This is a genomic window from Paenibacillus allorhizoplanae (assembly GCF_927798215.1).
Taxonomy (GTDB): Bacteria; Bacillota; Bacilli; order Paenibacillales; family NBRC-103111; genus Paenibacillus_E; species Paenibacillus_E allorhizoplanae.
The window spans coordinates 44,064-58,936 of sequence record NZ_CAKMMW010000004.1 but is presented as its reverse complement, the minus strand read 5'-3'; the positions used below and the strand labels follow the sequence as shown (position 1 = coordinate 58,936).

12 protein-coding genes are annotated in these 14,873 nt (G+C 44.9%); 8 read left to right on the top strand and 4 right to left on the bottom strand.

What is annotated here, in order from left to right; all coding sequences use genetic code 11:
- Positions 1 to 111 precede the first annotated feature (111 nt).
- From L6I86_RS09100 to L6I86_RS09080, 5 genes are all read left to right on the top strand, one after another.
- A complete protein-coding gene (locus L6I86_RS09100) occupies positions 112 to 1,866 on the top strand; it encodes an ABC transporter ATP-binding protein (RefSeq protein WP_236286448.1) in 1,755 nt (584 codons plus the stop codon).
- A complete protein-coding gene (locus L6I86_RS09095) occupies positions 1,850 to 3,670 on the top strand; it encodes an ABC transporter ATP-binding protein (RefSeq protein WP_236286446.1) in 1,821 nt (606 codons plus the stop codon). Before L6I86_RS09100 ends, L6I86_RS09095 begins: the two co-directional genes overlap by 17 nt.
- A 62-nt stretch (positions 3,671 to 3,732) precedes the next feature.
- Positions 3,733 to 5,973: a GDYXXLXY domain-containing protein gene (locus L6I86_RS09090; RefSeq protein WP_338113374.1), complete on the top strand. Its 2,241-nt coding sequence runs from the start codon at positions 3,733 to 3,735 to the stop codon at positions 5,971 to 5,973.
- Positions 5,974 to 6,014: 41 nt separating this feature from the next.
- Positions 6,015 to 6,878 carry a DMT family transporter gene (locus L6I86_RS09085; protein WP_236286442.1) on the top strand — a complete coding sequence of 288 codons (864 nt, stop codon included), beginning with the start codon at positions 6,015 to 6,017 and terminating at the stop codon, positions 6,876 to 6,878.
- A 109-nt stretch (positions 6,879 to 6,987) separates the two neighbouring features.
- Positions 6,988 to 7,626, top strand: coding sequence for a hypothetical protein (locus L6I86_RS09080; protein WP_171631711.1), 639 nt, complete (start codon positions 6,988 to 6,990; stop codon positions 7,624 to 7,626).
- Between the two features lie 264 nt (positions 7,627 to 7,890).
- On the opposite strand, the gene L6I86_RS09075 is transcribed toward L6I86_RS09080, so the two are convergent.
- The 4 genes from L6I86_RS09075 to L6I86_RS09060 form a co-directional block, all read right to left on the bottom strand.
- Positions 7,891 to 9,129 carry a threonine synthase gene (locus tag L6I86_RS09075; protein WP_236286440.1) on the bottom strand — a complete coding sequence of 413 codons (1,239 nt, stop codon included), beginning with the start codon at positions 9,127 to 9,129 and terminating at the stop codon, positions 7,891 to 7,893.
- 34 nt (positions 9,130 to 9,163) lie between these two features.
- Positions 9,164 to 9,910 carry a YheC/YheD family protein gene (locus L6I86_RS09070; protein WP_236286438.1) on the bottom strand — a complete coding sequence of 249 codons (747 nt, stop codon included), beginning with the start codon at positions 9,908 to 9,910 and terminating at the stop codon, positions 9,164 to 9,166.
- The gene (gene panD / locus L6I86_RS09065) at positions 9,903 to 10,304 is read right to left on the bottom strand and encodes an aspartate 1-decarboxylase (protein WP_236286436.1); all 402 of its coding nucleotides are present in this window, start codon (positions 10,302 to 10,304) and stop codon (positions 9,903 to 9,905) included. The genes L6I86_RS09070 and panD overlap by 8 nt, the downstream gene beginning before the upstream one ends.
- Positions 10,305 to 10,513: 209 nt before the next feature.
- Entirely contained in the window at positions 10,514 to 11,278 is a 765-nt protein-coding gene (locus tag L6I86_RS09060; protein ID WP_236286434.1) for a sulfite exporter TauE/SafE family protein, read from the bottom strand.
- A 184-nt stretch (positions 11,279 to 11,462) separates the two neighbouring features.
- Between L6I86_RS09060 and L6I86_RS09055 the strand changes: the two genes are divergently transcribed.
- From L6I86_RS09055 to L6I86_RS09045, 3 genes are all read left to right on the top strand, one after another.
- Positions 11,463 to 12,788, top strand: coding sequence for an MFS transporter (locus tag L6I86_RS09055; RefSeq protein ID WP_236286432.1), 1,326 nt, complete (start codon positions 11,463 to 11,465; stop codon positions 12,786 to 12,788).
- A 178-nt stretch (positions 12,789 to 12,966) separates the two neighbouring features.
- Positions 12,967 to 13,932, top strand: a complete 966-nt coding sequence (locus L6I86_RS09050; protein WP_236286431.1) for an ABC transporter permease — start codon at positions 12,967 to 12,969, stop codon at positions 13,930 to 13,932.
- 41 nt (positions 13,933 to 13,973) lie between these two features.
- Positions 13,974 to 14,864: a carbohydrate ABC transporter permease gene (locus L6I86_RS09045; protein ID WP_236286430.1), complete on the top strand. Its 891-nt coding sequence runs from the start codon at positions 13,974 to 13,976 to the stop codon at positions 14,862 to 14,864.
- The last annotated feature ends 9 nt before the right edge of the window (positions 14,865 to 14,873 follow it).

Genomic DNA, 14,873 nt, shown 5'->3' with positions numbered 1-14,873 from the left:
AGGAAGTGGAACTGAATAGGCGTATACTGGGAAATGCGTGGATCGGACGTTTTTAATACATGGAGAAAGACTTACAAGCGAGTCAAAATTGTAATAGGAAGTGATGTCGTTTTGAAGCCGACACGGTTATTGGTTGATTTCTTGCTTAAGAATTGGCTGGTGTATGTCATCGCCGCACTCTTGATTTCGGTAGGGAATATTGTGCACTCGTACTATCCCAAACTGCTAGGCATGTTTACGGACCAGCTCCAGAAGGGTGGACTCAGCAAAAGTTTAATTGCGCAGTACAGCGTGCAGCTGCTTGTCATTGGCGTGACCTTTGGCGTATTGTGCGCGATAGGGCAATACATGATTATGCGGAGCGGTCGACGCTTCGAGTTCGAAACGAGAAATCGGTTATTTGATCATTTTACCCGTCTCGGAGCAACTTTTTATTCCCAAAATGGTGTCGGTAAGCTGCTAAGCTATGTGATGAATGATGTGACAGTTATTCGAGAGTCCATCTCACTCGGGATCAACCAGATTACGAACTCCGTTATTTTAATAGCAGCCGCTATTGTTTCGATGTTGTTTAGCTCCATTCCGTTGTACGTCATTCTGATCTGTATTGTGCCCTTATTACTAATTCCTGTGTTATCCGCTAAATTTCAGCCAGTCATCAAGCAGCGCTCCTTACAAGTTCAGGAAGCATTAGGAACGATGACTGAGTCAGCCGAAGAGCAATTTGGTGGCATTCGTGTTGCTAAAAAATTCGCGGTAGAACCGATCATGATTAGCCGATTTAGCGAGACGGTCGATCGGATTCGTGACAACCAACTTCGGTTAGTACGACTTTCCTCTTTATTTGAAGCGTTAATTCCGTTTCTGGGTGCGGTATCGCTAATTATTGCGATTGCCTTCGGGGGCTATTTGACGATTCATGGGCGTATTACGATTGGTCATTTCGTTGAATTAACGTTGTATATTCGGATGATGGTGAATCCCTTACAGCAAATTGGGCGTGTCATTAATGCGCTGCAGCGTTCACGAGCTTCCTTGGAGCGAGTCAATGAGCTGCTAGCGAAGGAATCGGACATTAAGCAGAATGAGCTTGCTCAACCTACGCAGCTAGATCAGGAAGAGATTCGTATTGAGCATCTGTCATTTGCATATCCGGATGATGAGGATGAAGTGCTTCATGATATCTCACTGACCATTGAACCAGGGAAATCGATCGGCATTATTGGCAAAACGGGCAGCGGGAAGTCTACGTTGATGAAAATCATGCTGCGTATCTACGATCCACCGGAAGGAACCGTATGGATTGGAGATAGCGATATCCGTGATGTGACACTTGAAAGTCTGCGGAATCAAATCGCTTACGTGCCACAAGAGGGCTTTTTGTTCAGTACTTCGATTCGGGATAATATTGCCTTCTTCAAACGGGAATCCTCTATAGAACAAGTGGAACGTGCTGCCAATAAAGCACAAATATTGTCCAGCATCGTGTCATTTCCAGAAAAGTTTGAGACGAAGCTAGGTGAACGCGGGGTAACCTTGTCGGGTGGCCAGCGTCAGCGAACGAGCTTAGCAAGAGGAATTATTAAAGATTCACCTTTGATGATTCTAGATGATAGTGTCAGCGCTGTAGATTCGGTAACGGAAAAGCACATTATTGATGCGATTAGGAAAGAACGAACAAATAAAACGACGATCTGGATTGCCCATCGGATCTCTGCTCTTAAGCACACTGATGAAATCATCGTGCTGCATGAAGGAAGAATTGTTCAGCGAGGCACCCATCATCAACTGCTAGCCCAAGATGGTTTATACGCGGAGCTGTATGCTATTCAAGAAGGAGGTAACGACGATGTTCAAGCGGAATAAACGTCCTCAAGACCTCAGTCAATCGAAAGCTTCCTTTCGTTCGTTAGTTGTGTACGCCAAACCACACAAGCTTACGTTTGCTGCTGTTGTCGTATGCGCCTTGTTAGGCATCGCGGCAGATCTATTTCAGCCTTATTTGGTCAAAATTGCGATCGATGATAATCTCATGATCGGGAAAAATGATTTCAGTGCACTGATCAAGATCTGCTTGCTCTACGGGGTATTATCAATCTCTAGCATGTTTTTCAGCTACTTACAAAATAATTTGCTGCAATTCGCAGGTCAAAGCATTGTAGCCAAAATCCGTAAAGATTTATTTCAACATATTTTCAGGCAATCGATGTCCTACTATGATAAAACGCCGAGCGGAAGCCTGATCACGCATGTGTCTAGTGATACGGAAACATTGAACCAGTTCTTCACTCAAGTGCTCCTAAGCTTAGTGCGTGATAGTATGACTTTGATTTTCATTATCGTGCTCATGTATCATTTGGATCCGATGCTAACGTTGTACAGTATGATCGTCATTCCCATCATCGTTCTCATCGCGGTAGGTTTCCGTCAATATATGCGTAAAACGTATCAGCTATCACGATCCAAGTTATCCCAAATGGTGGCGTTCACAGCTGAAAACTTATCAGGCATGCACCTTATTCAAGCGTTCCATCAAGAGAAGGAGCAGATGAGTCGTTTTACGGATAAGAACACAGGTTATTTCCGAGCGAATCTAAGAGAGATCCGAACAAGTGTGTTATTTAACCGCTCTTTTGACATTTTGGGGAACTTATCGATTGCTTTTATTACTTGGGTAGGCGGTATTGCCGTCTTCGATAAAGCGATTGAGTTTGGTGTGCTCTACGCGTTCATTACGTATATTAGACAGTTTTTTCAGCCGATCAATAACATCACACAACAATGGAATACACTTCAATCGACACAAGTATCCATGAGTCGGATTTGGAATATTTTCTCGGCGCAACCGGAAGTCAAGGACAAAGAGGTTTCAGAATTGATTCCGTTGGTTAATGTTCAAGGTGACATTCAGTTCGATCGTGTGCATTTCGGGTATCAGAAGGATACCGCCGTCATTGAAGATTTGGACTTACATATCGCTCCTGGCGAAATGATTGGGGTTGTAGGCACAACAGGTGCGGGCAAAAGCTCCTTGATCAGTCTGCTCTGCCGGTTTTATGATGTGCAGGGGGGCGCCATACGTTTAGATGGCATTGATATTAGGGACATCTCGCAGACGGATCTCCATCGAACGATTGGCTTAGTCCAACAAGAGCCTTATTTATATGCGGGAAGTATTTTTGAAAATGTAAGGATGTTTGACACTGCGATTTCACGAGAGACGGTCATTGAAGCTTGCAAATTGGTCGGTGCAGATGCGCTCATTTCACGGATGAAGGACGGGTATGACTCCCGGATTTCAGAGAGAGGCAGCGGGTTGTCGGCAGGTGAACGGCAATTGATTTCTTTTGCCCGCATCATCGTATTCCAACCCAAGGTTCTTATTCTGGATGAGGCTACGGCTAATTTAGATTCACAAACCGAGCAGCTCATTCAAACGGCCTTGAACATTGTTGCTGAAGGAAGAACGTCTATCGTGATTGCACATCGGATATCAACAATTATGCATGCCGACCGTATTATCGTGATGAGTCATGGGGAAATTGTTGAAGAAGGCACACACACCGAGTTGCTTGCAATGCAAGGCATTTATGAACAACTCGTGCATCATTCACAAGGAAGTCATGCTCAAGAAAATGAAGCGGATGGTCGTATTTCTTCCATAGGCTAATGATCAGGTACTAGGAATAGATAGTACTTCTCAAATCAGCGATCTCCTGTAGAATTAGAAGCATGGTACGAGAGGAGATGAATAGCATGAAATCCAACAAAATCATGATTCAACTTGGTTATGTACTGGGGGCTAGTGCTCTTTTAACTGCTATTGGTTACTTCTTTGCTTCCAACTGGGAGAAGTTGAACCGATTAGAGAAATTTATTCCTATATTTGTTCTTATATTGGGGTTTTACGGGTTATCCGTTTGGCTTTCCCGCAAGGTGGGGAGAGAGTTTTTAAGTAAGTTAAGTTTATTTGCCAGCTGTATTTCTTTCGGAGTTGGGGTCGGGTTGATCGGTCAAACCTATAATTCACACGCGGACAGTTATAGTTTGTTTCTAGTGTGGTTTCTGCCAGCTGTTCTGTATGCGATCCTAACCAGATGGCAGCCCTATTATGTATTGAGTTATATATTGGGACATCTCGCTTATGGACTGTTCTTTTTTCCAAAATGGGGCAGTTTTTCCGAAGCCGAGGGAGCTACACTCCTTATCTGGTTAGGTCTTGCGATCGTGAACGGTACCTTGTTCGTCTTGTTTGAGAAGGGCCGATTACATTCCCCATTCCTCAAATGGGTGACCTTTCAAGCTACACTTTGTATATTCGTCATCATGTCCGTATCCCATACGTTCGAGAATTATGGGCTTTGGATGAACTTGCCGCTCATTGCAGCGTTGGCAGCAGCCGTCCTGTATGCACATCGGACACAGAGTAAAGTCTATCTGCTGTTCGCAGGGCTTTGGATATCAGCCGCGATTACCACGAAGTATGTTGAATTGATTATTGAGTATCATAATGAACTCTTCTTTATTGTAAGTTTGTTGTTCGTGATCGTGTTTATTGGTGCGAATGTGATGTTTATGAACTATGTACGCGCTTGGAAGCCATCTGCAGAGAATAGTGAAGCGGGAACAGATGTGGAAGCAACGACAGAAACCAAAGGCGACGGAGACTTCACCAAGTGGATCGTACGTGTACTTACGATTTCCGTCATTATCATTGGCTCTCTGTTAGGAAGTTTCACACTGATTGGGCTCGTGACTGTCGTGTTAGGGTTTGATGAGCCTGCTAATATTCTGATCGGATATGGCTTTCTAGCTGTGATTGGGATGCTATTGGCACGAGGGTTTAATGTATTAGCTCGTTTTACCATTATGCTAAGCGGGCTTATGTTGGGCACTGGCGCTGCAGTTGGTACTGAACAATCGTTGATGCTGCTTATCTATCTAGGCTTAACTCTTGTGGCTTTTGTATTTTTACAGGGATTGATTACACGGATCCTCTTCTTCCTAGCCTCCATCATTATCTTGGCTTTTGTCTTATTTGATTGGATTAATAGTGGTGTTGCCGTGCTTAGTATACTTGCGGGCTTGCTCTTCTTGCTTTTCGCTGGCGGCCAAGTGATTCGTCTATCAACATACCGTGAGCCCGTCCTTTACAGCAGCTATCCCTCTTTCTTGTTAGCACTGTTTTCCCTAACCTTTATGACGGAATCAGCGTGGTATTACACTACGAATGTGCTGTTCTTCGTACTCGTTCTAGCAGCAATTCTGATAAGTCGACAGCTTCATGTCAAATGGATATTTGATTGGTCGATGGGGTTCTGGATCGCTTTCCTCGTATACAAATATTACGATTTGGCTTGGAAGCTCCTGCATAAATCCATCAGTTTCGCGATTATCGGAATTCTGATCATAGGCATCACAGTGTGGATTGAGAAAAAGAAAGGACTCGAACCAGACGATGCTGCTCATCCGCAACTTGGGCTTGGATCGAATCGTTGGATCATTGCCTTATTAGTTTTACTTCAAGTAGCGGCGATGTCATTGCAGATTGGCAAGAGCGAGTATTTACTCAGTCATGGGAAGCTGGTCAAGTTGCAGCTCCAGCCATTGGACCCGCGTTCCTTGATTCAAGGGGACTATGTTCGCCTGCGCTACAAGATTTCTGAGCCTCCAATCTATCAAGACAACTTAGAAGAACGGTCTTCCAAAGGAAAAATAGCTGTTGTTCTAGGCCCAAGCGGAGCTTCAACCGTGTATGAGTTCCGTAGGGAGTACAAGGCTGGAGAGCAACTCGCAGCTGATGAAGTCCGCTTGAACGGTGAACGAGAAGGGTATGAAGGAATTAAGTATGGTATCGAGAATTTCTTTATCCCAGAAGGCACGGGCAGAACTTATGAACAGACTGCCAAGTTTGCAGAAGTAAAAGTATCCGCTAATGGGGACGCGATCTTAGTACGTTTGACTGAGAAATAAATCAGCATTTTTAGAAAAGAAAGAATGAGGTAACGAACATCATGTGGCTACTATTTTCCGTCCTCGCGGCTCTATGTTTTGGGCTGCGAGGAATTTTATATCATTGGTCTAGTCAGCAATCGCTGAATCGAAATGTACTACTCTGCGGCACCTTTGCCATGGGAGCGGTCGTAAGTTTAGCATGTGCCCTAGTTTGGCAGTCGGAATGGGAAATATCGGCGCTTATTGGGATTCAAATGGGGTTGTTCTCCTTCGGAGCTAACGCCAGCATGTTCAAAGGCTTCGCAGTCGGCAAGGCTTCCTTAGTTGCTATTTTGACAGGATTGCCATCGGTTGTAGTTGTACTATTTGCATATGTTCTATGGGGTGAACGGCTGAACTTGCTTCAGCTGTTTGCTTTTGTTGTTATTGTCATTGGTATTTTATTCGTTAGGTATTCCAATGATATTACGTTGAAAAACTTACAAGGTGCGGGTTGGGGTCTGATCGCGCTCCTCTTATTTGCAGCAAACGACTTGTCCAGTAAATGGACAACGCTCGTGCATGCTTCGCTATTTCCGACCTTGTTCTTTATGTTTGCAACTGGCACGATTTGCTTCGCCATCTGGTGGTGGAAAGATAAGAAGAACGCTGCGCAGCAAACAGCGCGAAGTACTTGGACAGAACGCAAGACGTTCCTATTTGGTATGGGTGTTGGTATTACGAATGTCATGGGAATGATACTAATTATTCATGGATTTGCGAATGGAATTACCGGATTGGTTTCGGCGGTTGTCGCGCTAAATGTACTGATCGTACTGTTGTACACGCGATTTATTTTGAAGGATAAATTCTCGAAACTAGAACAATCTGGTTTAGCAATTGCGATGGTTGGCATCCTTATGATGAAGCTAGTTGCTTCTTGAGATTGCATGCCGGCATGTAAATTACAACATATACTTTCTGAACTGGCGTAAATGCGTTACAATAGAAATATTCGTGCCATTAAGAATGATTCAGGAGGCTATAACGACAATGACAGACAAAGATATCGAAACACAAGCAACCGAAGAGATTGAACATGATCCAGAACGTGATCAGGCCCAAGTCATTATTACATGGTTCCAACATATCCAAGAAATTGTGAAAGAACAATTCCCTGAGTATGAAGTCGATGGGCAAATTGGCAATAACCCAACCTACGGTCCGATGTTTGCTTTTACACTTAAAAAAGACGAAAAGTCCACAGCATGCGGATTTTTCTTGAATGAAATTATGCGTAATTTCCAAACAAATCCAAATGCAGGATTGTGGATGTCCTCATTCTTCGTTGATTTATTGAGAAGCGAAGAGAGCCACCTTCTTCCGAATCCGCCTCAATCCGAAGATGAAGCCAAAGAACTGTTGGACAAGCATATTGTTCCTTATTGTGCGGCAGCCGTTCGCGAGGAATTCCCTGAACAAAAGATCTATGTAGATCTAGAGCTTCATGAGGAGCATGGCCCTGTACTAGAAGCTGGTTTTGTTGCTGTCGAAGATGGTAATAACACGTGCGCACTTCCTCTTCAATATTTAATGACATTATATTTATTGAATCGTGACCCAGCAGAACCATTGATTCAGGCGATGTATCGACTGTATGAGGAAAATAATTTAGGTCAGGTTAATAATTAGTTAATAAAAACGGCATTTCGGCCGACTTAATGAGCGCGAGCCACCCATAATGGGTGGCTCGATTTTTTTTTGCGTATGCCTACCGATTATGCAGAAAGTAGCAGTTGCAGCCATCCTAAAGTTCGCTCTGAGACGCTGAAAGTAGCAGTCTAAGCTATGCCAACTAGTCTAAACGACGAAACGCGCAACTGAGACGTCGCTAATTGCAGTCTCAGTTGCGCATCAGCAGGAAATTTCCTCCGATCACCGTAGCAGATATTCGGTTCAGATGTCCTGATAAAGCATAAAGTCATCATACGTCCGAATGATGGGAATAGCGGCACTTGTCCCAAGCTTTGCATACTTCATCGCATGCGAAGTGTTGAAAAGCACCACGGAGTCCGTGGGGCGAAGCCAGCCTTTGTCACTCAGGGCAAGCATCGCTGCCCAAGTAGCCGCGCCTTCGGGAGAAGAGGAAATGCCTTCCGAGCCTAAGCTATGCGTGGCTTGGGCAATTTGCTCTTTGGATACGGCGATGGCCGTTCCACTGCTTTGCTCGACAATCGAAAGCAACAGTTCCAAATCCGGCGGATTCGGAACACGCATCCCTGTTGGATTGGGAATAATTCTGTCCCCAACAGGCAGCGAAGCCGTGTTGCTTACACTCGTTCCTCCCAACGATTTATTCAAACCATCCACAATTGGCTGACAGCCTTCCTCTTGTACACAAACGAATCTCGGCATGTCGCAATCAATGAAGCCTAATGCCTTCAACTCCAAGAATGCTTTCCACATGCCAATAATACCGGAACCGCCGCCCGTGGGATAAATGATCACATTGGGGAACGTCCAGCCCAACTGCTCGGCAAGTTCAAGCCCCATCGTCTTTTTGCCTTCTACACGGCCGGGTTCTTTCAATGTGCCGACATTCACCCAGCCTTGCTCGGTACGGCCAGACTCAATGATCGCGGCAGCATCATGAATAAAGCCATCGACGAGTACAGTCGTTGCTCCGTACATCGGGCATTCATCGACGATGAGAGAGGGACAGTCCATGGGGATGAAAACAAACGCTTGAATGCCGGCTCTTCCAGCATAAGCGGCTAAAGCGCTTGCTGCATTCCCGTTGGACGGAACCGCAGCTTTCGTTGCTCCGGCTTGTTTCAATAAGGAAACCGCCACCGAAAATCCGCGTGATTTAAAGCTGCCTGTTGGATTTTGTTCCTCTCGTTTGATCCATAGACGTTTGAGCGATAGCTTACTCTCCCAGTCGGGTAATCGCAGTAGAGGCGTCCAGCCTTCACCTAAGGAAACGATATGGGACGGATCGTGAATGGGAAGTAGTTCGTGATATCGCCACATAGAAGGATAACGCAGAGCAAGGGAGGTTTTCGTGAACGTTTGTGCAACGTGCTCAAGATCATAGTTAACCAATAAAGTGCCGCCGCATTTGCATTTCATGTCTTGATAGCGGAAGGGCAGTTTTGCAGAACATCGTGAGCATTGCAGCTCCCATTGTTTCATATCTGGACCTCCTCAGCGTCTCTAGTAGGAGCGATCATGTTTGCTTCCTACGTGCATGAAATGATTTGATTGTACGATAGGTAGCTTTATTAGGCAGCTTTAAGAATAACTCGAGCATAGGAGCGAAGTTGACTTCAATAATCCAAACATGTCCTTGCTTATCGAAGGCCATGTCGATCCCCATCGTTTTGACCCAACGATAGGAAGGACCTAGCTGATCGGCTGAACGGAGTGCAACGGCATGCAGCTCAGCAAGGAGCTCAGAACTCTGCATGTCCTTAAGCTCTGAGCCACGGATAGCATTCTCTACAGTAACTACACGGCCACCGCTCATGCGAATATTCGTGACAATAAAGCCTTTGCCGGCCACCTTCGCGAGCATCCCTGTCACTTGCCAACTAGACTTCGTGTGTCGTTGAACCATCACTCTCATATCAAAGGGACGGCCATTCTTGGTGGCAAGGCGGATACGTTGTTGGACGATGTAGTTTTTATTTGCTTTCTTCTTAATAAATGCATTGATCTCATCTAGCTTCGTGTACGTTCGGCGTTTGGCACCATCTTGGACTTCATAGGAAGAGCTTCCTACGGTTTTGACCCGAATAACGCCATTCCCGCCATAACTGCCGGTCGGTTTTAGAATGATTTGACCATATTTGGTCAGCATGCGCCAGAAACTGCTCTCACTCAACCAATCTGTTTCAGGCAGAAACGCTTGAAGTTTTTTTGATTTGCGCAGTAGTTTATATTTCGTCCATTTACTCGTGGATAGATTACTCATTCGCTTTCTCTTCTTGCCTTTGAATGACGAGATCATGCTCTTCCACTTGAAGTAGTTGATTATGACGATCAACGAAAACGACCTGTGGTTTGAGCACGCGTATTTCCTCTTCATCCATTAATCCCATGCTGAGAATGATCACGAGGTCTCCGGGAGAGAAGAGGTGGGCCGGCGGGCCGTTTAATCCGATTTTGCCGCAGCCTTCTGGAGCGGGAATCGCATACGTTTTCCAGCGGGTTGCATTGCGCAGACTAGTGACTTGAACCATTTCATAAGGATGGATATTCGCCTTGCGCATCAGTAGTCCATCAATCGTAATACTGCCTACATAATCCAAATCGGCTTCCGTTACAGTCGCACGATGTATCTTCCCTTTACACATTAGTCGCTGCATGTGCAGTAGCGCTCCTTTATGATCACATGTTGTTCTTCACAGCGTATGAGTGAGGGGCGTATCACGGTGTAGGTAAGTGCCTATTTGTATGGAAAAATAGGCACGGTATAGCAGGAAATAATTCAGCTATTTCCCGGGTAACCGCAGAATCCGACAGGGAGTCGACTCCCATTAAACAAAAAAAGCAGAGCCTGGGCTCTGCTTCAACTTTAAATTAATTTAAGACCACTAATTAATACTAAGGTGGCAATAATCGTACGAAGTACAGTTGTAGGTGCTTTCGTTGCGAGCATACTGCCGATGAGTACACCAGGGATCGAACCAATCAGAAGATTAAAGACGAGTGTATAGTTCACATTCCCCATACTTGCATGTAGAATACCTGCTGTCGAGGAGAGTAGAAAGGCATGCGCGATATCCGTGCCCACGAGCTGTACGGGAATCATTCGGAAAAAGTAGAGCATGGCAATCGCATATAGGGAACCAGAACCAATGGAAGTCAGTCCAACAATGAAGCCAAGAACGGCGCCAATCGTAATCGTCAACCAACGCTTCTCTTCTAAAGTTTTGAGCTGCCAACGATTTTCTTTCAGCCGATGCCCAAAGAATACTTTAAACAACGTTGCGAAGGCTACCAGAATCAACACGTAGCCGAGTGCGTGCTTGATAATTACTTCTTGATTATCGAAGAAAGAATTGAATAATTTCAGGAACACGACAGCAAGTACAACACCCGGAATACTGCCCATAGCAAGCATTTTCACAAGCTTAAAGTCGATTGTTTTCTGCCGCCAATGCTGGACCGTACCGAAAAGCTTCGTAATCGAATTATAAAGAAGATCTGTTCCTACAGCAATGGAAGGATGAATGCCAATTAAAATTAATATGGGAGTCAGCAAGGAAGCGCCGCCAACACCTGTCATTCCGACCAGAAATCCAACAATTACACCCATTAGAATAATACTCAAAGTCATGTTGTCATGTCCTCTTTTCATTACCCACTAAACATATTGGATTAATTTTAGTCCCGCAAAAGGTATTTGTAAAGAGAAATTTTCCAGGCTCGTCTCTATCCCGAGTAAATCGCTTGCTATTCATCATTTCTGGAATCAGGTACAATGGACAGATGTGTCAAAGTCAGCTGAGGGAGGACAATTCATGCGTAATCGAACTACCGTGATGGTCAGTATCGTACTGGCCATGTTAGTCGCGTCAATGGACACGACAATTGCCAATACAACGATGCCGATCATTGTGAATGACATTGGTGGAAACAGCCTATATGCCTGGGCATTTACCTCTTATATGGTACTATCTACGGTTCTTGCCCCTTTAGCAGGACGTTTATCGGATTTATTTGGGCGCAAACGGATATATGCCGCGGGTATTTTATTATTTCTAGGGGGCTCAGTCCTCTGCGGATTAGCAGATAGCATGGTGCAGCTCATTATTTTCAGAGCGATTCAAGGGATTGGTGCTGGTGTGATGATGCCATTTCCATCTATTATTGCTGGCGATATTTACCCTGTGGAACAGCGAGGGAAGGTTCAAGCCTTTTTCACAGGCATGTGGGGATTAGCGGCGATTCTAGCTCCTACGTTAGGTACGTTTTTTGTAACCTATTTGAACTGGCGCTGGATTTTCTTCGTGAATGTTCCGATATGTCTCATTGCTTTACTTGCGTTGCTCCCTTACAAAGAAGTGTATCAACCGAAGAAAGCGGTAATCGACTACTGGGGTGCACTATTATTTGCCGCAGGGATATCATCCTTACTTCTAATAACCGTTGTACATTCCTATGCATACCTCTATGGTGCTATTGGTGTGGTTCTGCTTGTTGCATTTTTCCTCTATGAAAAAGGGCATGCTGCCCCGATTGTTCCCATGACGTTGATGCGCAATAAGCCTGTGGCTTTGATGATAGGGGGCTCATTTCTCAGCTGTGCGGCTCTTTTCGGAACGTCCAGTTTTATTCCTTTATTTTTGCAAAATCAAGGGCATTCGCTATTTGTAAGCGGAATTGCGCTGCTCGGCACATCGATCGGTTGGATGGTTGTCGCAATCCCGAGTGGGAAATGGGTGATACGCTTCGGTTATAAGCCGTTGCTGTTAACGGGGAACGCTTTACTTGTCATCACAGCCGTTCTACTATTCTTTATTCGAGAAGGCACCTCATTTGGCTACGTGTTCAGCACGCTTACCATGCTGGGACTCTCGTTTGGACTTCTGTTTACGGTGTCAACAATCGGTGCTCAGCAGTTAGTTGAGGCCCATCAAAAGGGGATTTCGACCTCGCTGCAGCTATTTGCACGTAACATCGGAACGGCGGTCAGTGTCACGGTAATGGGCTCCATTGTAACGAAAGCAGACATCTTCTACACCGGCATTCATGGGATGTTCATTTATGGGTTAATAGCAAGCATAGTTGCTTTTGCTGTGCCATTAGCCATTCGTTCTGTACGGAAAGAGCCGTTGTCAGGATAATAATCTATTCACAGAAAGCCGTCCGAATGTTTCGGGCGGCTTTTTCACGCTTATTAGGCGATCTCTGAATCTAAAATCATGTTAACTACTCTCATTTCTAAGGTAGTCATCTGAGGTTTGTAAGGTTGTTGGCTTCGCAGTCTGGGCGCATAATGAAGAAGTAAGGAAGGAGGTCGCAATGGGAAAAATCATGACAAAGCCGCAGTCAACGGTGAGAGCCAATCAGGGTCATCGGAGGTCATTAGGACGCACGCTGTATTTGCAGCGATATTTATTAATCATGACAGTGCCCTTCATTATCTGGGCCTTAATCTTTGCTTATGGTCCACTCTGGGGTTGGATCATGGCATTTCAGAAGTATAAGCTGGGGTTAGGGGTTTGGCACAGTCCGTTCGTAGGGTTGGACAATTTCAAACAGCTCTTTCAGGACAAGGATTTCTATTATGTACTTCGAAACACAATGGTCATGGCCATTATGAACTTGCTAACAGGCTTCGTTGGGGCTATCGTGCTAGCCTTGTTATTAAACGAAGTTCGTGTAACCGCATTCAAAAGGACGATCCAAACGATTACCTACATTCCGCACTTTGTTTCGTGGGTTGTCATTGCAAACATCATGCTGACTTTTCTATCACCAGATAGTGGTATGGTCAATATGTTTCTAATGAAACTTGGGCTCATCGATTCACCGATCTATTTTATGGCTAACGAGGGAATGTTCTGGTACATTCAAACCGCTGCCAACCTGTGGAAGGAGCTGGGCTGGAGCACGATTATCTACTTAGCGGTACTTGCCAGTTTGAACCCAGAGCATTATGAGGCTGCAGATGTGGATGGGGCAACTCGTTTTCAGAAAATGAGATATGTGTCCCTTCCAGGCATTATGCCTACAGCCTTCCTGTTGCTTATCATCTCCTTAGGATGGACGATTCAAGGTGGATTCGAAGCCCAATACTTGCTCGGTAATCCGGTGGTCATCGGCCGTTCAGAGGTTCTTGATTTATATGCGCTTCGCTATTCCACGGAAATTGGCGATTTCTCTTATGGTGTTGCCATTAGTATGTTCAAATCGGTCGTCGCCATTATTCTGGTCGTATCGGTGAACTTTTTAGCGGGGAAAGCGGAGGGTAGTCGTTTGTTCTAGAAAAAGATGGTGCAAGTCGTTGATTTGTTAGGAGGTTGTTCATGCTTCGGCACCGTGCTTTCAGTGATTATGTCTTTACGGTATGCAATTATTTATTTCTAGCGGCTCTTGGTTTCTGTACGCTTTTCCCCTTTATTCATTTGTTGGCGATCTCATTTAATGAACCGCTGGATTTAATAAAGGGAGGCGTCACTTGGTTTCCGCGAAAATTCTCAACTTTTAATTACGAATACGTCTTCAGCAACAAAAATTTATACATGGCTGTCGTTATCTCCATAACGAGAACGGTAGTTGGCACTGTATTAGGTGTGGTTTGCACGGCGATGATTGCTTTCGCTCTTAGTCGCAAGGAATTCATCTTCCGCAAATCGTTTAACGTATTCTTCGTCATCACCTTGTATGTGAATGGCGGACTAATTCCAACCTATTTACTGATTAAGAATTTGGGTTTAATGAACCACTTCTGGGTGTACATTCTGCCTATTCTCGTAAGTGTCTATAATGTCATCATAATGCGAAGCTATTTCGAGCAACTGCCGGAGGGAGTCGTGGAATCTACGCGAATCGACGGGGCCAATGAATTTCAAACGTTATTCCTTGTTATTATTCCGATCAGCTTACCTGTCATTGCAACGATTACCTTGTTCATTGGGGTACAGCATTGGAACTCTTGGTTTGATAATTACTTATACACGAGCCGTAATCAGGGATTAAGTCTTTTGCAATATGAACTCATGAAGGTATTACTGCAATCGGTTTCACAGTCAGCGACGACAACCGCACAGATGGGGGCTAATAACGTAGCTAAGCTGAGCCCGCAGTCGATTCGTGCAGCGTTAACCATTGTTGTTACTTTACCGATCCTATTCGTATATCCCTTCCTGCAAAAGTACTTCGTTAAAGGAATAACTGTCGCTGCGATGAAAGAATAAGAGATGGCG